The following is a 21,123-nucleotide window of genomic DNA, read 5'->3' as shown; positions in this document are numbered from 1 at the left end:
CCCTAAACCTGGCTCAGCAATCGTTGGTTACATCTTTGATTTCTCGCGGAGTAACTTGTGATGCTGATAATCTGTTGACTAGCAGTCTGATTCCACAAGCACCCACACGAATTGCTTGATTCAGTTGTTAAAGAGCGGTTGGTTAAGAGCCTTCGTCTCAACCGAGGTGCGCATCTTACAGCGCATCTTTTCAATTTGCAACCTTAAAAGTTTCTGATTTTTCAACAAAATCAACTACTTAAGCCAAGAACAATATCAAGCTGCTCGTTAGCGGGAGGCGAATAGTACAGTATTAAAATACGTGGTCAACCCCCATCTGAAAATTCTTCTTCCTTACCAAAGCGCCCGGGGTTGCCACCATGAAAACCTCCAGCGTCTATATAAGGCATCGGGGCAGCAGAGAGCCCGGACCACGTCGTCACTGAAGCCTCCCCCTGTTATTTCGTGGACGCCACCCATCACCCTCTCCCAGCGATAGCACTGTTCCAGGCCACCACATTCAATGACAGCGCCACACCCGTCCTGCTCGATCCGCCCCTGCCAACATACTCGTCGGCATTTCGGACCGTGCGGCAGATTTCAAAAAGAAGTCGCAAACCCCGCGACTATTCAGGGTTTGCGACTCATAGCCGATACGTCCCTCAAGCTCCCGGGGCGTTTTCTTCGGATATGCCTGCCATGTTCATTGCGGAACGGGCGGGCTTAGTTCTCTACCTCAACCACGTCGACATCCGGGGCATCAGGGGCGTCGGCCGCATCCTCTCTGGCTTCTTTCGCCTCGACTTTGGCAGCCTCTCTGGCTTCTTTCGCCTCGACCTTGGCAGCCTCTCTGGCTTCTCTCGCCTCGACTTTGGCAGCGTTCGCCTCTACTTTGGCAGCGTTCCTGGCCGCATCTGCGGCAGCCCTGGCAGCATCTCTGGCTGCATCTGCTTCTGCCTTGGCGGCATCCCTGGCTGCATCTGCGCCCGGTACGCCAGCAGCTCTCGCAGCGTCTCTGGCTGCATCTGCTGCAGCTTTGGCAGCATCCCGGGCTGCATCCGCCTTGGCTCTGGCAGCATCCCTGGCTGCGTCCGCATCGTTTCTGGCAGCGTCCCTGGCCTCATCCGCGTCGTTTCTGGCTTCGTCTGCGGCTTCGTCTGCGGCTTCCCTGGCAGCGTCACCGGCGTCTTCTGCGGCTTCCCTGGCTGCATCTGCGGCGTTATCCGCATCGTTGTCATCGTCGTTGGCATCGTCGTTGGCATCGTCGTTGGCATGCGCTTTGCCCGGGCCTCTGTTCCCGACCATGCCACCATGGTCATCGTCGTTGTCACGCGCATTGCCTGGGCCTCTATTCCCGGCCATGCCACCATGGTCATCGTCGTTGTCACGCGCATTGCCTGGGCCTCTGTTCCCGGCCATACCACCATGGTCAGCGTCGCCGCGCCCCGGGCCGCCATGACCGTCAGCGCCATGGCCTGCAGCACCATGATCGCCACCCTCTCCGTGGTCGTTGCCACCGTGACCGCCTCCGCCATCACCACCGTGGCCACCGCCTCCGGAGCCTCCACTGCCGGAACCACCGCCGCCACCGTGACCACCACCACCTCCGGAGCCTCCAGAGCCTCCGCTGCCGCCGCCTCCACTGCCGCCACCGTGACCACCACCGCCTCCGCCGCCACCGTGACCACCGCCGCCGCCTCCGCCGCTACCGCCATCTTTGGCATGCACGGTGGAGAAACTACTGATGTAATCAGGCACCAGGACAGTCGATGCCGACAGGACCCCGCCAATTGCCAGAGCCAACAAACATTTCTTGAGCAGCATGATGCACCTCCGCTTGGAGTTGCGTCGTCATCTCCGTATCGAACGCAATGTCCAGTGAGTTCCCGGCCGCCCATTGGAGCGGCCAGCCAACCGGCACGGCCATAAATCTGCAGCAATCAAGAGCAACTGCGGTATCCGCACGATCCCTCAGAGCCAGCCGGCATCGTTGCGTGGGAAATATTCCCACACCTAATAGATTAGTGCTGTCAGCCTGAGTGTCAACGACCGAACATCAGGACTAAAGCGCGCGCTGGCCTGGGCCGAGGCAGTGAAACGCATCAGTGCAGGGAAACAGGTGGGTATCAGTAGGTGTGACTGAACAACAGTCCAGCCTCGCCATCCGGGCTGGCGTCGGAAAAACCCTTGACGGCATACAACTGAAACTTCCAGTTCTGATTGAGCTTGTGCGTGAGGAACAGGGTGAGCTCCTTGATCTGGTCGCCCGTGGAAACGACCTTTTGCCGCCAATCGTAGGACACGCCCGCCGCAGTGCGCGCGAACACGGGCATGGCGAAGCCCAGGCCGGCGAATATCGGGTTGTCGAAGTCGGAGCCCGACGGGTCGCCGAATTTTTTCCAGCCCAGAGTGGCGAACCCGGTCACAGGGCCGAAGGCTTTGGCGACGTCGACCTGGGCGGAGTAGTCGGTTTTGCCCGTGCCCAGGCACTTGTCTTCGTCGGCTGTGGGCAACTTGACCTTGCCGATCAGGTCCACGAACAGCCCGCCAACGCTGCCGTCAATCACCGCATAGTCGGCACCGGCGACAGTGTCACCCAAACCGCTTTCCACTTTGCCGCAACCACCGGGCAACGGCTCGCCATCAGGGCCGACCGAAGGATTGGTGATGCGCAGCCAGGGCACGGTGAGCTTGTAGGTCATGGGGCCGGTCTGGTATTTGCCCACCAGTGGGACGTACCAGGTTTCAGAAGTTGTACCGGTGCCATAGTCGCCCCGAGAGTAGTCGGTTCCGATCGAGGTCGAGAAGGTATCGGCCAGGGCCGGCAAGGCCAGGCTGGCAAGCCAACCGACGAGCAGGATGCGCTTGGGGTCCATGTTCACCTCGTGTCTTGCGTCATCGAAGTTCACACGCATGCTTTGTTGCGTGACTTACCAAGCCTAGTTACTTATGACGATAGTGCATCATGACAGCACTGTTTAACCCGACCTGCCGGAGTGATCGACTTTTTCAACCGGTTCAACCTTCTCGACTTTCTCGACTTTCTCGACCTTTTCGACTTTCTCCACCTTCTCGACTTTTTCTGGTCGCTCTACTTTCTCGCCCTTCTCTGGGCGTTCGATTTTTTCGACTTGCTCTACCTTCTCGACTCTATCGACTTTGTCGGGTTGCTCGACCTTCTCGACACGCTCTGACTTGCCGGACCTGTCCACGCTTTCCCTCTGGTCGCCGCCGCCATGACTGTCATTGCCCCCGTGGCGAGTATCTTCGCCGACGCCGCCCTCGCTCCCGGAGCGGCCGCTCCTGTCACTGCCCGAGTTCCCGGAGCTGTTGGAGCCGCCCGAATTGCCCGAGCCACTTGAGTCGTCCGTTTTTTGCTCGCTGCCCCGGAGTCGCCCGTGTTGGTTGCTGGCTGGCGAATCGGAGCGCTCGCGGGGCAATTCGATACGTGTTGCCTGCACGTCCCGCGCACCGGTAAACACGCCGCTGACCCGCACGCGTCGGTCCAGCGCCATTTCTGAAGGCTGCACACCGACAAACACGGTGTCGTGCGCCAGCGTCACATTAAAGCCTCCAACCACCAGATGGCGGTCCTGCCGGCCCTGTACCAGGCCCTCGATCACTGCATTGTGTGCCCGGCCAATGAAAGGCAGGCTCGGGTCGGGGCGGCTTTGGGTCACGTCCAGCTCGCGGCCGGACCACTGGCCGCGCACCAGCATTTCCTGCGCCGCGCCTGAATGATTGCTGAGTTTGAGCCCCTGGAGATAGCCGCTGCGATCCACCGAGCCGATGGCACTGGCTTCCTTGAGGCCGGGCGCCCGGTCGATGCGGCTGGCCACCACTTCGCCACGAGCATCGCGCAGCCCGCTGACCCGTACGGGATCACCCAGGCGCAGACCGGGAGCGACTTGAGCACCGCTGGCCAGGCGTACCGGTTGCCCCATGACGCGCATGGGCATGGATGCGCGCGGCAGGGCTGTCAAGGGGCCTTCGTAGGCGTGCAGGATAGAAATGCGCCCGGCCTCCAGACCTCGCCGGGAGTTGAACGCTTCCACGGCAACCACTTGGCCGACTGCCAGGTGGGTACTGGTGGTGGCAAGGCCGTTCTCGCTGACAGGGACGTTGTTGTTGAAGTGCACTTCCACGCCATTGACGCAGATCGAGGCGAACCCGGTGATGGTGCCGACAATGCCGGTGCCACCGATCCCTCCGTTATCATTGCTGATGCCCGTGCCACCCACGCCGCCTGCAATGGCACCGGTACCGCCAATGCCGCCAGGGCGTTTTTTCAGCGGTGCACCGGTACCGCCGATCCCGCCGTTGTCGGTGTCGATGCCGGTACCGCCCATGCCGCCAGGCGCTGCGCCCGTGCCGCCGGTACCGCCCGGAGCCTGGATGACTGGCACTGCGCTGGTGCCCGCGTCATTCTGGCTGACACAGGCTGGGGCGGCTTGCAGCACAATCGGAAGCCCGAGGCCCAGAGTGAGGGCGATTGCACGAATCAGGCGCAAATTGACGGTCATGGCTTAGGGGCCGTTGGTGAATCGGGATCGGAAGCTTCAGTGTAGAAGTACAATCCGACCGTGATGCGCTGGCGTGGTTCAAGGCTGGGCAGGTCCCGGAACTCCAGTTCGGCGGCGAGTCGGTTGAAACTCAACAGGGCCTGCATTCCCTCGCTGGCAACGGCCTCGCGCAACGCCTCGACGCTCATCGGGGCCAGTGCGTCATAGTGCACGCTGCGTTCAAAAAAGGCCGGACCTTCGCTGCTCAGGTTGTGTACCGCAGCGCAGGCATGATCGTGCAGGTTATGCCCCAGGTAAGCGGTTTTCTCATCGAAGCCCTTTTGTGGCACGAAAGCCTGGGCTTCGAGGTGCACGAGATCTTTTTCGTCAAGGCGCACGACCCCCAGACGCAGCCACTCGTCCAGCACCACCCGCGCCCTGATATCCGTGCTGATCTTCGCCACCAGGGCGTCAAAGGAGCGGTCGCCGCCGACACGGGCCAATCGAGGCAGTGGCAGTGGCTTACCGGCGTCGTTGCAGAAGGGCGCGTTGGCCCAGGCGTTGATCAGTTGCGCTCCGAACGTGATGTTTTCCGGAAGCGTGGAAGCAGCCGGGTCGCTGGTATTGCGCAAGCGTCGTACATCCTTGCGATGCACGCCGGTGAGCAGGCTGATGCGGCTGTCGGTCGGTGCCTTGTCGCCCAGACGGAACTCACGGTCCGCCACTTCGACGAAAACCTCCTTGAGCAGGTCGACAAACACCAGGTAGGTGACGCCTTTGCGCAGCATCAGGCGTACCAGCGGCCGCATGACATGTCGCAAGGCTTTGAGGAGCGAGGTGGGCAGCGTCGACGATTGCATTCAGCGAATTCCTGGATAGATAACCCCAGTATAGCTACGTGGGAAATAATCCCATGAACGCACGCGCGTATTTTTTTCGCGCCTCGTGCAAAACCGGTCCCCAGGGTTTTGCACGAGGCCGCAAAACGCTTCAGATCCGGCTGTCGTCGTCGGGTTCACCGCCGACATGGGCACCGCGGTCGTCACCAGGCTCACCGCCGACATGGACACCGCGGTCATCACCAGGCTCACCGCGAGCGTGGTTGCCGTGGTCGTCACCGGCTTCACCGCGAGCGTGGTTGCCGTGGTCGTCACCGGCTTCTGCATGGGTACCACCGCGACCGGAGTTCGAGGCTCCAGAACCGGCATGGCCTGAATTCCCATGGTCGCTGCCGCTGTGACCACTGTTGCCACCACTCCCACTGTTGCCGCCGTGGCCACTATTGCCACCATGACCGCCACCGCCACCGCCACCACCGTTGCCACCACCACCACCACCACCACCACCACCACCACCACCACCACCACCATCCTTGGCGTAGGCACTCGAGTCATGGGAGACGGAATCCGGTACCAAAACCATGGAAGCCGAAAGGACGCCACCAATTGCCAGTGCCAGTAATCCTCTCTTGAAAAGCAGGTAAGTGTTCATCGTGCATTCTCCTGGTGATTTACCGCGAGCAGTGTCAACGCAATACGCGTTGCAATCCGGGAGCGGCATTGGAGCAATCCGTCTGACTTACAGTTTCTCCTGAATTTATTGCGTGGGATTTTTTCCCACACAATGAAACTAGACCTTTCTGGCTCCGGGTCAACCGGCGCAGGAGAAAGCCGACCGACGGCTGGGGACACGGATGGGGATGGGGGGGTTGCCCATGCGGGGGTGACATGGGCTTGGATTTTGGCGTGCTTCGTCGATAGCTACCCCGGTACCGAGGATTTTTGCGCACCGACACTGCCCGCCCTACCGGCGACTGCAAGTGCCACGCAACAAGCCAGTAACGAGAATGCGGCGAATGCGCCCATCACATGCAGATAAGGCAACACGTGATTCCAGGCTCGAGCCACCCCCAGGAATGCGGCGAATAGCCAACCGCTCATGGAAAGCGCACCCAACAAGGCAAGCCGCGTGCGCCCTGCACTGCGCAGTGCGACGAATGGAGCCTTTTGCAGCAGCGGGAAACCAACTCGATGCAACAATGCACCGTTCAGACTAAGCAGCGCGACGACAGTCACCTTGGCCCAGAGTTTCTGATTGAGCAGATACGCGTCGCCTTCATTGAGGTAACCCTGGAGCACCAGCAACAATCCGCTTGCCCAAAGGCCCAGCAGTGCGAGGCTGACGATCTTCCGGGTTTCATCAAGGTACTCGAGCCGCGCCTGGTCCAGTATTTCCTTGCGCCAGCTCCAAAGCTTGTGATCCGCCTGCAACACCCTCCCCAGGGCAATACACGTAGCGAGCAGATGACCGTATACGAGAAGCATTTTGAGCATTGCCTTGACCTTATTATTGTTTGGGCGCTGCGTTCCCTGCTTCGCTAAATTGAAAACGAATGATACAAATTAGCAGTTGCGTTTTCAAGACAAGCGCCTAATAACATGTGCCGAAACCGACCTCCATACAACTTTCGTCGTATTTGGAAACAGTCATTCCTGTGGCGGATGAATGCCGCATCCCCCCTCATCGTCGGAATGCTGTAAACCGTTGTAGCGCTGCATCGCGGCCGCCCTGCCCTTGGCGTGCAAAAAGCAAGATTGCCATGTGCTCCCTTCGTTCTTTCTTGCGTCGCACTGTTCTTTGCCCGTTCCTGTACATCTGGAGTTTCCCCCATGCCCCCGCCTGAATACTTGCCCGCTGCGCTGCTGGGCCTGGCCCTTGTTTGTCCGGCCATGGCCGAGGCCCAGAGCCTGGAGCTGGGGCAAGTGCTGATCGGGGCTGAGGACCAGAGCGACGAAGACCAGGGGATCGAGGACGCCATGGCGCGGCTGGCCCAAGTGCCCGGCGGCACCAATGTGGTCGACATGCGTCGCCCGTTGCAGGGCCGCGTGGCCAGCAATCAGGATGTGCTGGCTTACCAGCCGGGGATCTACGCCCAGTCGGCGGGCAACGAAGGGGTGAAGATCTCGATCCGCGGATCAGGCATCAACCGTGCACCCGGCGCCCATGCCTCGGGGCTGTACACCATGCTCGACGGTCTGCCGCTGACCGGCCCCGGCGGCACGCCCTATGAATTGCTGGAACCGCTGTGGCTCGACCATGTGGAAGTGCTGCGCGGCGCCAACGGGTTCGACCGGGGCGCCCTGGCGTTGGGCGGGGCCATCGATTACGTCAGCCACACTGGCTACGACTCGCCGCTGCTGCAGGTGCGCTACGCAACGGGCAGCCACGGCTACCTCCAGCGCCAGGTCAGTTCCGGGCAAGTGCTCGGCGACTTCGATTACTACCTGGCCATGACCGATGCCAACGCCGACGGCTACCAGGACCACACGGCCAGTGAGAGCCAGGGTGTCATCGCCAACTTCGGTTATCGCTTCAACCCCAACCTGGAAACACGCTTCTACCTGCGCCACCGCCAGACCGACAACGACCTCGCGGGGCGCGTGACCAAGCACTCCATCGAGCATGACCCACGGGCGGCCAACCCTGCCTACGTGGTGCGGGACGACCGCCGCGATGAGCCGGGCAGCACCTTTATCGGCAACAAGACCACCTGGTACATCGATGACGATTCGAGCATCCAGACCGGTCTTGTCTACCACGACTACCCGATGGATTTGCGTGAGGGTCCCAACCGCCTGCAGGTGGCGTACACGGACGTCAGCGGCACGTTCGACTACAAGCGTCGCGACACGCTGTGGGGCCTGCAAAGCCAAAGCACGCTGGGCCTGCGAGTGACCAGACACCTGCCCAACTCAGGTGCCAGCGAGTTCGTGCGCATCCCCACCGGCAACACCGCCGGTTACGCACCGGGCACGCTGATTCGCAACTTCACCTACCAGGGCTCGGACACCGTCCTGCATGTGGGCAATGACCTGGAAATCGCCGACGACCTGTGGCTGACCACCGGCCTCGCTGCCATCTACACCCGCCGTGAAAGCGATGTCACCTACCCGCAAAGTGGTGGCAAGACCAGCCTGCACGACTGGGACTATGCCCCGCGCGTGGGCCTGCGTTATCAACTGACACCTGACCTGCAACTGTTCGGCAATCTCAGTCGCTCGGTCGAGGCACCGCACCCGTGGTCGCTGATCTATAGCTCCAGCATTCGATTCCCGGCAGGCAGTGGCCCCGCCACAGGCGCCCAGCGTGATCCGGTCAAGCTGCAAAACCAGACCGCCACCACCCTGGAAATCGGCGGCCGCGGTGACAGCACGTTGGGGCAGTGGAGCCTGGCCTGGTACTACGCCCAAGTGCGCCATGAACTGCTGTCGGTGTTACCGGATGCCAACGCCACCACCCCCTACGAACTCAACGCCAGCCCCACCGTGCACCAGGGCGTGGAAGCCAGCCTGCTGAGCCCTCTTTGGTCGCCGGACGATGGCGGCCAATTGAGCCTGCGCCAGAGCTACACCTTCAGTGACTTCCACTACCGCGACGATGACCACTTCGGTGACAACCGCCTGCCGGGCCTGCCGATGCACTATTACCAGGGCGAACTGCGCTACGACTGGCCGCAAGGCTTTTTTGCCGCGTTCAACACGCAATGGGCATCCAAGGTGGCGGTCGATTATGCCAACAGCTACTACGCCGATCCTTACGCAATCTTCGGTGCGACGCTGGGCTACAACGCGCCCAAGGGCGACTGGCAAACCTGGCTGGACCTGCGCAACCTGACCGACAAGCACTATGCCGCCACGGTCACACCGGGCTACGACGACAAAGGGCTGGACGCGGCACGCTCCACGCCCGGCGAGGGGATGGCGATGTACGTCGGGGTGTCGTGGAGCCTGCTCTGAGGCCGCGTACCTGTCTTCGCAAACGCACGTAACCGCGCGCGACGACTAAGCTTTAGTAACGTCATTTCGTCCCTCAAGGAGCTATCCATGAGCGCCGCCGCCCTGTCCGAACTCGATGCCACCCTGCCCGGTCTGACCCGCAAGATCCGCGTGCTGGATGCCCTGTCCTGGCCGGATGGGGTCGAGGAAGACTTCCTGGCGAAATGGCGCAGCGGGCGTGCGGAGTTACCCGATGTCGAGCTGCAGCCCCGCGACCACAGCGCTGACATCGCCGCCCTTGAATCCTTTATCAGCCGCTGCGATGTGGGGCATCCGGCCGGGAACTTCCTCGCCATGACCGCCCGCAGCTATGCCACCGCCGGGCACATGCTGGGGGCCATTGGCACTCCCGCCTTTACGCAATATTCGTCAGCGCTGTACCGGCGCCCGGATTTCTATTACTCGCGCCTGCAACTGAGCATGCTCGACGCGGCCCGCTTCTTTCTCAAGACCACTGACGCCCTGCTGGGCGGTGCGCGAATTCTACCGAGCCCGGCCGAGATTCCGGCCAAGGCATTCGCCGCCTGGATACAACCGGAACTGGACCGTTTCTTCGGCGTCGGACAGATCACAGTCGTGCTCGATCCGAACCTGGCCGCCAAGGCCATCGCCGGATCGAGCCGCATTCGCCTGCGGGCCAGCGCGCTGTTCTCGGAGCTGGACAAGAACCAGCTGTTGCAACACGAGGCCTTCGTGCATGTCGCCACGGCACAAAACGGCGCGCGACAGCCCAACCTCATAAGCCTGGGCCTGGGGGCGCCCCGCACGACCCAGACCCAGGAAGGCATTGCCACCCTGGCCGAACTGTTCACCGGCAGCATGGACATCAATCGTTTGCGTCGTCTGGCCCTGCGCGTGCTCGCCGTCCAGCAGGCGCTGGAGGGTGCCGACTTCATCCAGGTGTTCGAAGGTTTTCTGGCGGCCGGGCAGTCGCAGGAGGAGTCCTTCCGCTCCACCCAACGGGTGTTTCGCGGCGCCAACCTGCGGGGCGGTTCGGCGTTCACCAAGGATGCCGCTTACCTGACCGGATTGCTCGGCGTCCACACCCTGCTGCGCATTGCAATCCGCGATAACCGGCCGGAACTGGTGGGGCATTTGTTTGCCGGGCGCCTCAGCCTGGCTGACACCGTGCGCCTGGCGCCACTGTTCGAGTCCGGCTGGCTCAAGGGCCCGGTCTATCTTCCGGCCTGGGCCTCTGACCTGCGTCTACTGGCGGCCAATCTGGCTTTCTCGGCGTTCATCGCCCAGATCAAGCTGGACGTGCTGGACCTGGAGGTGTTCATGGCATTCGCCGAAGAACACGAAAGCGATGCCAGCGCCCAGTGACCAGGGTGACACCGTTTTAAAGGCAACCTTGATTCTTGAAATGAACTGCTACCCTTAGGAAGCGGCAACGAAGCTGGACTCTGTGGCTTGCAAAGTCAGCTTTCACCTCTGCTGCATCGACTCACTCATTTCAAGCCTGCCTGACCACATAGGGGGTGCAATGCGCATTCCATTTTTTTACGCGTTGTCAGCCGTACTGTTTTTGAGTGGGTCTTCCTGCCTGGCACAGACTGCAGATGCGACCGCCGCCGCACCGGCACCCGCTACCGATACAGTGCCCGTCACCGCGCCTGCCAAAGATCCCGTGTTTACCCAGGAACAGCTGGATCAGATGCTGGCGCCCATTGCGCTTTACCCGGACCCACTGTTTGCACAGGTACTGATGGCCACCACCTACCCCGGGGAAGTCGGCGAGGCGGTCATCTGGTCCAAAGCGCACCCGGACGCCAAGGGTGACGATGCGGTCAAACAGGTGGCGAACCAGCCCTGGGATCCGAGCGTGCAGGCATTGGTCGCCTTCCCGCAGGTTCTGGCAACGCTGGGACAGGATCCCGTCTGGGTCCAACGCCTGGGTGATGCCTTCCTGGCGCAGCCCGACGATGTCATGGAAAGCGCGCAACGCTTGCGTCGCCAGGCACAGGCAGCCGGCAATCTGCAGAGCAACCAATATCAGAACGTGACGATCCAGAATGTCGCGGCGCCAGCACCGGCGACCACGACTGCGGCACCGGCCCCTGAATCGGCCCCGGCCAGCAACTCCACCATCATCATTCAGCCTGCCGATCCGCAGGTGGTGTACGTCCCCACGTATAACCCGACAACCACCTACGGCACCTGGCCCTACCCGGCGTCGCCGCCTGCGTACTATCCACCGCCACCGGCCTATTACCCTGGTCAGGCCCTGATGGCCGGACTCGCGTTTGGCGCTGGTGTGGCGATCGTAGGATCGTTGTGGGGTGAATGTGACTGGGGCAATAACGACGTCGACATCGACGTCAATCGTTACAACAACATCAACGGCAACAACCGGATCACCAACAACAAATGGCAACACAACCCGGTGCACCGCAATGGCGTGCCCTATCGAGACAGTGCGAGCCGCTCACAGTACGGTCGGCAACTGAACGGCGCCAGTCAGCGTGAGGCCTATCGCGGGGACAATGCCCAACGCGCCCAGGCCCGTGAAAATGCCCGCACCTCAATGGACAAGCACGGTATCGAACGACCTGCCACCAGCAACCGCGAAGCCCGTGATCAAACGCGCCAACTCCAGTCCGCAACCGTGGGCGGAGATCGGCTACAGGCCGGTGCAGACAGGCCAAAGGCGGCTGACAGAGGCCAGGGCCCGGCCAGAAACACCCGGGAGAATCAGCAACTCCGCAAACAGGCCTCTCAAGTCAATCAGCAACCCAGGGACCAGAGCGCTCAGCTGAATCAGCGCAGAGAGGGCCAGGCGCAGACGCGTCAAACGGCGAATCAACGGCCGGCCGTCAGTACCGGCAGTGCCCGCAACAACGCCTTCGCCGGCGCACGCTCACCGTCCCAGGCCAATGTCCAGGCCAATCGTGGCCGGGCCAGCCAGGCATCCGCCCAACGCCCAAGTGCCGCGCGATCGGCCGGTCACCAGGTCAGTCGGCCGTCCAATCCACCAGCGCGTCAAAGGGGGGGTCGTCGTTGAAAAACCAACCTCGAGTGAAGGGACTCATGGGCTTGCTCCCTCATGTCCTTGCGATAGCTGCCGGCTTGTTGTGGTCGTACATGGCGACGGCGCAGCAGGCCTTTCCAACGCCAGAAAAGGCCGCGGAAGCCTTTGTCGAAGCACTGGGCACGGAACACTCCGACCAGGCACGCCTGACGGAGCTGCTGGGCAGTGACTGGCACAGTTACATCCCGCGTGAAGGCGTGCAGCGCGAAGATGTGGATGCGTTTTTGCAGCAATACCGCGAGCAACATCACATAGAAAACTCCAGCGAGCGCAAGGCAGTCCTGGCGGTCGGCAGCAAGAACTGGACACTGCCCATCCCCATGACAAAAGACGCGAACGGTTGGCGCTTCGACCTGAAGGCCGGCAGTGCCGAGATCCGTGCCCGTCAAATCGGCCGCAACGAACTGGCCGCGGTGCAATCGGTGCTGGCCTATCACGACGCCCAGATGGACTATGCGTCAGTCGATCGAGACGGTGATGGCGCACTCGAGTACGCGCAGAAAATCTTCAGCACCCCCGGCAAGCACGATGGACTCTACTGGGCGGAAGACGACAGCGGCCAGATCAGCCCGCTGGGGCCTTCATTCGGCAAAGCCATTGCCGACGAAGAGTGGCATGGTTACCGCTTCCGCATCCTTGATGGCCAGGGCCCTTCGGCGCCGGGTGGCACCTACAGCTACCTCATCGGTGACAAGATGAGCCGGGGCTTTGCCCTGATCGCCTGGCCGGCGAAATACGATGACACCGGCGTGATGAGTTTCATGATCAGTCATGAAGGACAGGTGTTCGAGAAAGACCTGGGGCCAAGTGGTGAAAAACTGGCGAAATCGATGAAGCGTTTTGATCCGGATGACAGCTGGAAAGAGGTGGCTGAAGATCAAGCGCCATTTGTCACATTTACAACGGGCGGCGGATAAAATCCGCCTGAAAGGCGGAGCTGCGCCGCAAATCAGCAAAATGAAAAATAACATTCCAATCTAAGCAATCACACATCAGACACAAGACAAACTATAGCTGACAGACATCGTCTCGCATCGCCTCCCGTCGCCACAAACTACAACTGAGTTCCCCAAACACCATAAAACTATAGATGCGCCGTTTCCCGCGCTAAAATCATTGAAACAACATTTATTGCTTGCATGGATGAAGCCTGACCAACCACCAACACTCTCGCGGAGTTAACCAATATGTCGACAGAAGGATTCTCACTGAGGAGTTTCACCATTTCTTTATCTATTGCCTCAGGATCCTTCATGTCGACTGCATGAGTCTTTACGAGAGTTTCCGGGTAGCCCGAAACTATTCTTGAGCGTGCGAGCTTTAGACTTTCAAGATCTCTGGATAGTAATATCAAGCCCATGCCACGAGATGCAAAATATTGTGCCACCGCAAAACCTATTCCGCGACTCCCTCCAATGACCAATACGCACTTTTTCACACTCAAGGCTTATATGTTTCGCTATTTACAAGGTCTTTTGGCGCAAAGCCACCGCTTCGATCTCTACTCGCCACGCGTCATTGGGTAACCCAGCAATTTTCAGGACGGAGCGAGCGGGTACATTGGGCTGATTTTTTGTTCCGAAAAACTGCGCATAACCTTCCATGAAGCCCTCCATATCCATTTTGTTATTCTTGGCCGGGTCACCCACCAAAAACACTTGTAGTTTGACCACATCGCCCAGTCCCAGCCCAATATCGTTCAGACTTTTCTCTATCGCTTTAAAAACTGCAATCGTCTGCCCTTTTGTGTCCCCACCATAAGCGAGCGGGCTAGTGATACTCTGGCGAGGATCTTGCACCGGAGGAAGCTTCCCCGACAGGTATATCGTTGAAAAGGAACCAGGTACTTCAACGGCAGCGGCGACAGGAATAGTTGAGTTAGCGACGCGGTGACGAACAACCCCCTCCTGCGCAGCTTGTGCAGCGTTCACGGTGAAAAAAGACATGAGACACAAAATAGCCAGTGGCCTTTTACCCAGTAATTTCGGCATAAAACAACCTCCATCATCAGTTCAGTGTGATTTTATATAAGATGACATCCCTGTCATCGCTTACGAAAAAATCAGTTATTGAGTGACAACCGCTTGAGCGGAAGGTAATGCCCCAACCGCCTTCAATAGCATCCTGCCAATTTCTTCTCTTTTGGGAGCATCGGCCATTCTATTAGGCGTGTCGATATTCAAAGCAAAGAAAACCGGGCCTGTTGGCCATTCTATCCAGCCGACCCACCAACCTACTTGGCTCCCAAGCCCGGTTTTAGCGCGAATAATCCATTCACGCCCTGCTTCAATCACCATGATGTCTTTTGTCAAAAGTTGGTGTTCAACCTTGAAAGGCAGTTCATTCCTATAAAGCTTTTCAAGAAAATCGATCTGCTCCTGCGCTGAAACTTCCAGCCCACCGTCAACCCAGTAATCACGCTTTTTTACGCTTGCATCTTGATTTCCGTAGCTTATACTTTGCAAGTAACTTGTTGCTTTGTCCTTGCCGATTTCTTTTGCAAACCCACGATACACCCACAAGGCGGAGTGCCTCATCGCAGATCTTAAATTTTGGTCTGCATTATGGGAAAGAATTTCGTGTTTCTCTCCGCCCCATTTAAAGACCTGAAACTCATCATGAACAACGCCAGAATCAAGAGCGAATAGCGTATGAGGTATTTTAAAAGTTGAAGCGGGTGTAAAACGCTCTATCGAGCGCTCCTTGTTGTAGATGAATGTTTTACTTTGATTGCCCCGTTCATCTTTGACAATAATGGTGCCATTAGTGTTGAATTTATCAAAGACACTTTTCCAGCCCTTCTCCTCAACAACACTACCTTTAGCACCCGCCAACACCCCGCTTGAAAAAGTCGCAAGACAAGCAGCCAACAACAAAAATTTTGAAGATTTTTTTATACACACCACTCTTCACTCCACTCCATAGATTCTTTAAATACAAAAACATTGGTTATTGCACTAGCGCAACGGGAAGTTTGTATCAAGATACGTCTCGCGCGCACGGAGTTGAGGTGCGCAAACAGTTGCCGTGAGAAAAACCGCAGTCAAGGAGCGCCTATTGACACCCACCAAGGGGTGGGGTCGCAAGGTCTTTTTTTGAACCAAGAGACGTGAAATAACTCTCTGAGAATCTCATGTCGATTCAGCGTCTATCCGCCCAATCCCGGATTTCAACTCAACAAATTCGCAAAACCCTCAAACGATTGAAGACACCTCAGCTTGAATTCGAGGACCGTGCCCTTCGTCGTCATCTTATAAATACCCAAACTAGTCGTTCGATCATCGAATGGGTTATTCGCGTTGGCCAACAGCGAGGTAAAACAGCATCTGCCCGCCGTTCACCCCCCTTTAGCCCGATACACTCCGCCCCCCAGAAAATTGGTACCCACCCACGTGGTAGCAGAGTTTCCCGGTATATGTGAGAGCCTGGTACGCCACTTGATAAAGGCGCGGTTACTTACCTATATGCGGCGAAAATGCAAAGGATGCGAGTACCTCACTGACAATAATAGTGCTCGAAAAAAATCAAAAATAAATACGTGAGTGTAACCGAAGCTAAAAAATGATTGGGCTGCAGCTGCAGCCGCACATCGATAGTTAAAACGCTTGCAGCATTTGGCATTTCACCAGTCACTGACCCAGGAATCGATGACCTCCCTTCGAATTTTTACTTAAGAGAAAAAGTATTAATACAGGCCAGTACCGCTGAGCAGCTACAGCGAGAAAAAATAGGGGATATACGATACTGGAAGCGGCAAAGAAGCTGCATATCTCAGCGTCGACGGTTCTATTATGGTAAAAGCTGGCTTACTCAAAATCGTCGTTCAAAGGTTTCCAGACAATCGTCTGCTCAGAAAGCGTTGCATTGACAAATGCTACCTAAATCAAGGATTGACCTTACGGACAAAAATGACAAATGGGGTCAAGCGCAGCAGGAGTGACCGGGGTGTCACCAACCTGCTGCCGACGCTCTGAATCGCTGAGGGATCTAATCTGGATCAACAGGACGAATCGGTCTTCGTTGCCCGTATTTTCGTTACAGGAGGGTTGTTCCAGTTGGAATCCGCAACGATCAAGGACTTTTCTCGAGCCCACGTTTTCCTTGTAGGCAAAGGCAACCAGTTGCGTAAGCCCCCAGCGCGTCTTTGCTTCCTGTATCAGATGCCTCAGCGCCAGCGTGGCCAGCCCCTGCCCGCACGCGCGCTGATCAATCCGATAGCCGACTTGCGCAGAACCCGTCGATGAGTCGATGCTTTTCAGATTGGCTCGCCCCACGATTCTCTGACTGGAATCCTCGATGACAAACGGGTGCCAGGCGCCATTGGCAAAATCGGACAAATAGCTTTCGATATGATCGGCGACACCCTGCAACGAGTAAAAAGCAGGGTCGCGCGCATCAATATGGGATTCGAACCATTCACGGTTATGGACTTCGAATGCCAGCAACGCTTGAGCGTCAGTCTTTTTCAGCTCACGAACGCTAAACGATTCCATTCATCACCTCTCCTGAGTCTTGTGCCGAAAGGGCCCAAGTTTATCTCATACCTGAGCAACCTTGCCGGGCTGAGCAATCCCCCCCTCTCGAATCCGAGCGGCTTGTACGAAGCATATGGATAAACGTATATTCATATAACCATATGTATCGAGCCACGCCAATGCTCAACCCTGCCGCTGTATTCAAATGCCTGTCCGACGAAACCCGCGTCCGGGCCACCTTGCTCATCACTCGTGAAGGCGAGTTATGTGTTTGTGAGCTGGTCTGCGCCCTCGACGACAGCCAGCCTAAAATTTCCCGCCACCTTGCACAGCTGCGCGGGTGTGGCCTGCTTCTCGACCGCCGCCAAGGGCAATGGGTGTATTACCGGCTTAACCCCGATTTGCCCGCGTGGGTTCGCGACGTTCTCGAGGCGACGTTGCGGGCAAACGCCGACTGGCTTGCGCAAAACAGCACTCGCCTTGCCGCGATGGGCGACCGTCCGCTGAACACTTCCGCCTGCTGCTGACCCTTCATTCATCGAGACTCTGCATGTTCACTGCATTTAGCATTTTCCTGCTCACCATGGTCCTGGTCATCTGGCAACCCAAGGGGCTGGGCGTCGGCTGGAGCGCCTCCCTGGGTGCCATTCTGGCCCTGCTTGCAGGCGTCGTGACGCTGGACGATATTCCACTGGTGTGGAGCATTGTCTGGAACGCCACCGCGACGTTCATCTCGCTCATCATCATCAGTCTGTTGCTCGATGAGGCAGGCTTCTTCCAGTGGGCCGCCTTGCATGTGGCGCGCTGGGCCAAGGGTGACGGGCGTCGCCTGTTCGTATTCACGATACTGCTGGGGGCCGGCGTATCCGCTCTGTTTGCCAACGACGGTGCAGCCCTGATTCTGACCCCCATCGTCGTTTCAATACTGTTCGCATTGCGTTTTTCGCCAGCGTCTACCCTGGCGTTCGTCATGGCGGCCGGTTTCATTGCCGACACGGCGAGCTTGCCCCTGGTGGTGTCCAACCTCGTCAACATCGTTTCGGCCGACTACTTCGACCTGGGTTTCAGCGAATACGCCGCCATCATGGTGCCGGTCAATGTCGTTGCCGTGGCAACCACGCTCGTGGTGCTGTACCGGTTTTTCCGGCGTGACATTCCCCGGCACTACTCTCTCGATGACGTGCTGGATCCGCGACGCGCCGTGCGTGATCCCCTGACCTTCCGCGTCGGCTGGATGGTTCTGGGTCTGTTGTTGATCGGGTTGTTTGCGCTGGAACCCTTGGGCATTCCAGTCAGTGCAATCGCAGCGGTCTGTGCCGCGATGCTGTTCGCTGTGGCTGCGCGTGGGCATGTGATTTCAACGCGACGGGTGCTGCGTGAAGCGCCCTGGCAGGTGGTGATCTTTTCGCTGGGCATGTACCTGGTGGTGTACGGGCTGAAAAATGCCGGGCTGACCACCTACATGACAATGGCGCTGAACCACATGGCCGAATTCGGCATCTGGGGCGCAGCATTGGGCACCGGTCTGCTCACGGCTTTGCTGTCATCTGGGATGAACAACATGCCTACGGTGTTGGTGGGCGCACTGTCGATTCAAGCCAGTGACGCCACCGGCGTGGTCCGTGAAGCCATGATCTACGCCAATGTCATCGGCTCTGATCTGGGCCCCAAGATCACCCCCATCGGCAGTCTGGCCACGCTGCTCTGGCTGCATGTTCTGGAGCGCAAGGGTATCCGCATTACCTGGGGTTACTACTTCAGGGTCGGCGTGGTTCTGACGCTGCCGATTCTGCTCATCACCTTGTCTGCCCTGGCCTTGCGCCTGAGCGTTTAGCCCCTGGGCGACTGCAAAGAGGAATCACCATGCGTGTTCTGTTTATGTGTACCGCCAACAGCTGCCGCAGCATCCTGTCCGAAGCCATGTTCAACCATCTCGCCCCGCAAGGCTTTCAGGCGATCAGTGCCGGCAGCTTCCCCAAGGGACAGGTGCTGCCCCGCAGCCTGAGCACCTTGCAAGAGGCCGGCATTGCCATCGACGGCTTGAGCAGCAAAGGCAATGACGCATTCGAAGCCAACCCGCCAGACATCGTCATTACAGTCTGCGACAAGGCTGCCGGTGAGGCGTGCCCCGTGTACTTCGGACCGGCATTGAAAGCCCATTGGGGCCTGGAAGACCCATCGGACATAACGGGCGATGAAGCAACGGTATCGGCGGCGTTCCACTCTACCCTGGCGCGCATCGAAACACGCTGCCGGGCATTTCTGGACCTGCCGTTTGCACAACTTGACCGCGATGCGCTGAAGCGCGAACTCGACCGCATCGGCACGCTGTAACCGGAGCCCTCGTCATCTGCTACCGGGTCGGGTATTGGTCGCTCAAGACCAAGCCAGACTCATTCAACTGACACTGCTGCCAGTTTCTGACCGCGCGACACGATTTCGAAAAAAAGTCGCAAACCCCACGACGCTTCAGGGCTTGCGACTCTTTGCCAATACGTCCCTCAAGCTCCCGGGACGTTTTCTACTGTATGCCTGCCATGTTCATTGCCGAACGTGCAGGTTTAGTTCTCCACCTCAACCGCGTCGAAATCCGGGGCGTCGGCCACATCCTTTCTGGCTTCGTTCGCCTCAACTTTGGCAGCCTCTCTGGCTGCGTTCGCCTCTACTTTGGCAGCGTTCCTGGCTGCATCTGCGTCGGCCTTGGCGGCATCTCTGGCTGCATCTGCGTCGGCCTTGGCGGCGTCCCGGGCTGCATCTGCCGCGGCCCTGGCGGCGTCCCGGGCTGCATCTGCGTCCGGTACGCCAGCAGCTTTTGCAGCGTCCCGCGCTGCATCCGCATCAGCCCTGGCGGCGTCTCTGGCCGCATCTGCGGCAGCTTTTGCAGCATCCCGGGCTGCATCTGCATCAGCCCTTGCAGCGTCCCGGGCTACATCTGCGTCGTTTCTGGCTGCGTCCCTGGCATCTTCTGCGGCCTCCCTCGCAGCGTCCCCGGCGTCTTCTGCGGCCTCCCTGGCTGCATCTGCGGCGTTATCCGCATCGTTGTCATCGTCGTTGGCATGCGCTTTGCCCGGGCCTCTGTTCCCGACCATGCCACCATGGTCATCGTCGTTGTCACGCGCATTGCCTGGGCCTCTGTTCCCGGCCATACCACCATGGTCAGCGTCGCCGCGCCCCGGGCCGCCATGACCGTCAGCGCCATGGCCTGCAGCACCATGATCGCCACCCTCTCCGTGGCCGTTGCCACCGTGACCACCTGCGCCATCACCACCGTGACCACCACCTCCGGAACCTCCACTGCCGGAGCCACCGCCGCCACCGCCGTGACCACCACCGCCTCCACCGCTGCCGCCATCTTTGGCATACACGCTGGAGAAACTACCGATGTAATCGGGTACCAGGACCGTCGATGCCGACAGGACCCCGCCAATTGCAAGAGCCAACAAGCATTTCTTGAGCAGCATGATGCACCTCCGCTTGGAGTTGCGTCGTCATCTCCGTATCGAACGCAAAGTCCAGTGAGTTCCCGGCCGCCCATTGGAGCGGCCAGCCAACCGGCACGGCCATAAGTCTGCAGCAAAAACGAGCAACTGCGGTATCCGCACGATCCCTCAGAGCCAGCTAGCATCGTCTCGTGGGAAATATTCCCACACTCTCTTTGGAGAAGTGCTTTCAGCCCGAGTTCAACAAAAGAGCATCAGGACTGACGTATGGATTGCGCAAAAACTTCAACCTGACCCGAATGGTTAAAACCGGCACGACTGCTCGGTCGGGCTTTTCATATCGTTGCAGCAGTCCATCCCCATGCGCTCTAGATCCAACACCTGATACTTCCAGAGCGTTGACGAACCTTTGCGGCAGAAGGTAAACGCTGCTGCCCCCCCCCCCGATAGCCAATGGACAATCGAGTGAAAAGAGAAAGGGAGGGCATCCATTGCCCTCCCCTCCGCGGTCCACGCTCCCTGCGACAGTACTGACCAGTACCTCAAGTGACCAGAATGAAGTCCGTCTGATCAACGGTCGCACTGCTGACACCCACAAGGCGGATGGAGTCCGCTCCGATCCCGACCAGCGTGTCCGCCCCGTCTGCCGTTATGCTCACGTTGGTCGCGAACACCGCGCTGGTGACCCCCATCCCCGTGATATCGAGCAAGTCCTGCCCTGCGGCCGGGTTGGTTCCGAAGTTCAGGATCGTATCGTTGCCGAAGCCTGGGGCAAACGCGAAGATATCGTTGCCGGCGACGCCGCCACTCATCACGTCGTTACCTGCGCCACCGACGAGGACGTCATTACCCGCCCCCCCC

General features: G+C 58.9%; 18 protein-coding genes and 1 pseudogene. 7 read left to right on the top strand and 12 right to left on the bottom strand.

The annotated features are described in order from the left end of the window. Positions 1-702 precede the first annotated feature (702 nt). The 6 genes from AC1DXW_RS28680 to AC1DXW_RS28655 form a co-directional block, all read right to left on the bottom strand. Positions 703-1,803: a hypothetical protein gene (locus AC1DXW_RS28680; RefSeq protein WP_477760770.1), complete on the bottom strand. Its 1,101-nt coding sequence runs from the start codon at positions 1,801-1,803 to the stop codon at positions 703-705. A gap of 302 nt (positions 1,804-2,105) precedes the next feature. Beyond that, the gene (locus AC1DXW_RS28675) at positions 2,106-2,855 is read right to left on the bottom strand and encodes a hypothetical protein (protein WP_477756540.1); all 750 of its coding nucleotides are present in this window, start codon (positions 2,853-2,855) and stop codon (positions 2,106-2,108) included. A gap of 102 nt (positions 2,856-2,957) precedes the next feature. Beyond that, on the bottom strand, positions 2,958-4,502 hold the full coding sequence (locus AC1DXW_RS28670; RefSeq protein ID WP_477756539.1) for a DUF5666 domain-containing protein: 1,545 nt from the start codon (positions 4,500-4,502) through the stop codon (positions 2,958-2,960). Next, positions 4,499-5,341, bottom strand: a complete 843-nt coding sequence (locus AC1DXW_RS28665; RefSeq protein ID WP_477760769.1) for a DUF6502 family protein — start codon at positions 5,339-5,341, stop codon at positions 4,499-4,501. The genes AC1DXW_RS28670 and AC1DXW_RS28665 overlap by 4 nt, the downstream gene beginning before the upstream one ends. 130 nt (positions 5,342-5,471) lie before the next feature. Beyond that, complete coding sequence (locus tag AC1DXW_RS28660; protein ID WP_477760768.1) at positions 5,472-5,972, bottom strand: hypothetical protein; 501 nt, start codon at positions 5,970-5,972, stop codon at positions 5,472-5,474. Positions 5,973-6,241: 269 nt separating this feature from the next. After that, entirely contained in the window at positions 6,242-6,814 is a 573-nt protein-coding gene (locus AC1DXW_RS28655; RefSeq protein WP_477757051.1) for a hypothetical protein, read from the bottom strand. 336 nt (positions 6,815-7,150) lie between these two features. Here AC1DXW_RS28655 and AC1DXW_RS28650 point away from each other — a divergent pair, with 336 nt between their 5' ends. From AC1DXW_RS28650 to AC1DXW_RS28635, 4 genes are all read left to right on the top strand, one after another. Beyond that, positions 7,151-9,277, top strand: coding sequence for a TonB-dependent receptor family protein (locus AC1DXW_RS28650; RefSeq protein ID WP_477760767.1), 2,127 nt, complete (start codon positions 7,151-7,153; stop codon positions 9,275-9,277). 87 nt (positions 9,278-9,364) lie between these two features. After that, positions 9,365-10,642 (top strand): flavohemoglobin expression-modulating QEGLA motif protein, encoded by a 1,278-nt coding sequence (locus AC1DXW_RS28645; RefSeq protein ID WP_477760766.1) that lies wholly within the window; start codon positions 9,365-9,367, stop codon positions 10,640-10,642. A gap of 160 nt (positions 10,643-10,802) precedes the next feature. Then, entirely contained in the window at positions 10,803-12,320 is a 1,518-nt protein-coding gene (locus AC1DXW_RS28640) for a DUF3300 domain-containing protein (protein ID WP_477760765.1), read from the top strand. 26 nt (positions 12,321-12,346) lie between these two features. Beyond that, positions 12,347-13,264 (top strand): DUF2950 domain-containing protein, encoded by a 918-nt coding sequence (locus AC1DXW_RS28635; protein ID WP_477756391.1) that lies wholly within the window; start codon positions 12,347-12,349, stop codon positions 13,262-13,264. 167 nt (positions 13,265-13,431) lie between these two features. On the opposite strand, the gene AC1DXW_RS28630 is transcribed toward AC1DXW_RS28635, so the two are convergent. From AC1DXW_RS28630 to AC1DXW_RS28615, 4 genes and pseudogenes are all read right to left on the bottom strand, one after another. Further along, positions 13,432-13,785, bottom strand: a complete 354-nt coding sequence (locus AC1DXW_RS28630; protein ID WP_477756393.1) for an SDR family NAD(P)-dependent oxidoreductase — start codon at positions 13,783-13,785, stop codon at positions 13,432-13,434. 25 nt (positions 13,786-13,810) lie between these two features. Beyond that, positions 13,811-14,338, bottom strand: a complete 528-nt coding sequence (locus AC1DXW_RS28625) for a RidA family protein (protein ID WP_477756392.1) — start codon at positions 14,336-14,338, stop codon at positions 13,811-13,813. Positions 14,339-14,413: 75 nt separating this feature from the next. Continuing rightward, positions 14,414-15,223 (bottom strand): class D beta-lactamase, encoded by an 810-nt coding sequence (blaOXA, locus tag AC1DXW_RS28620; RefSeq protein WP_477760771.1) that lies wholly within the window; start codon positions 15,221-15,223, stop codon positions 14,414-14,416. Between the two features lie 1,119 nt (positions 15,224-16,342). Continuing rightward, positions 16,343-16,840, bottom strand: a pseudogene (locus AC1DXW_RS28615) (GNAT family N-acetyltransferase); the annotation flags it as partial. Positions 16,841-17,001: 161 nt separating this feature from the next. Between AC1DXW_RS28615 and AC1DXW_RS28610 the strand changes: the two are divergent. Genes AC1DXW_RS28610 through AC1DXW_RS28600 form a run of 3 tightly spaced genes read left to right on the top strand, consistent with a single transcriptional unit; the run spans position 17,002 to position 19,156 of the window. After that, entirely contained in the window at positions 17,002-17,349 is a 348-nt protein-coding gene (locus AC1DXW_RS28610) for a metalloregulator ArsR/SmtB family transcription factor (RefSeq protein WP_477756832.1), read from the top strand. Between the two features lie 23 nt (positions 17,350-17,372). After that, entirely contained in the window at positions 17,373-18,656 is a 1,284-nt protein-coding gene (locus tag AC1DXW_RS28605; RefSeq protein ID WP_477760764.1) for an arsenic transporter, read from the top strand. A gap of 29 nt (positions 18,657-18,685) precedes the next feature. Beyond that, positions 18,686-19,156 carry an arsenate reductase ArsC gene (locus AC1DXW_RS28600; protein ID WP_477760763.1) on the top strand — a complete coding sequence of 157 codons (471 nt, stop codon included), beginning with the start codon at positions 18,686-18,688 and terminating at the stop codon, positions 19,154-19,156. Between the two features lie 227 nt (positions 19,157-19,383). Here AC1DXW_RS28600 and AC1DXW_RS28595 read toward each other — a convergent pair whose 3' ends face one another. Together AC1DXW_RS28595 and AC1DXW_RS28590 are read right to left on the bottom strand one after the other, a co-directional pair. Beyond that, positions 19,384-20,262, bottom strand: coding sequence for a hypothetical protein (locus AC1DXW_RS28595; protein WP_477760762.1), 879 nt, complete (start codon positions 20,260-20,262; stop codon positions 19,384-19,386). Between the two features lie 542 nt (positions 20,263-20,804). After that, a partial coding sequence (locus tag AC1DXW_RS28590; protein ID WP_477760761.1) for a calcium-binding protein occupies positions 20,805-21,123 on the bottom strand: 319 nt, incomplete at its 5' end.

This window comes from Pseudomonas sp. P4_C4 (assembly GCF_056402055.1).
Note: the sequence above shows the minus strand (reverse complement) of the source record. Positions and strands in the feature narration are given on the sequence as shown.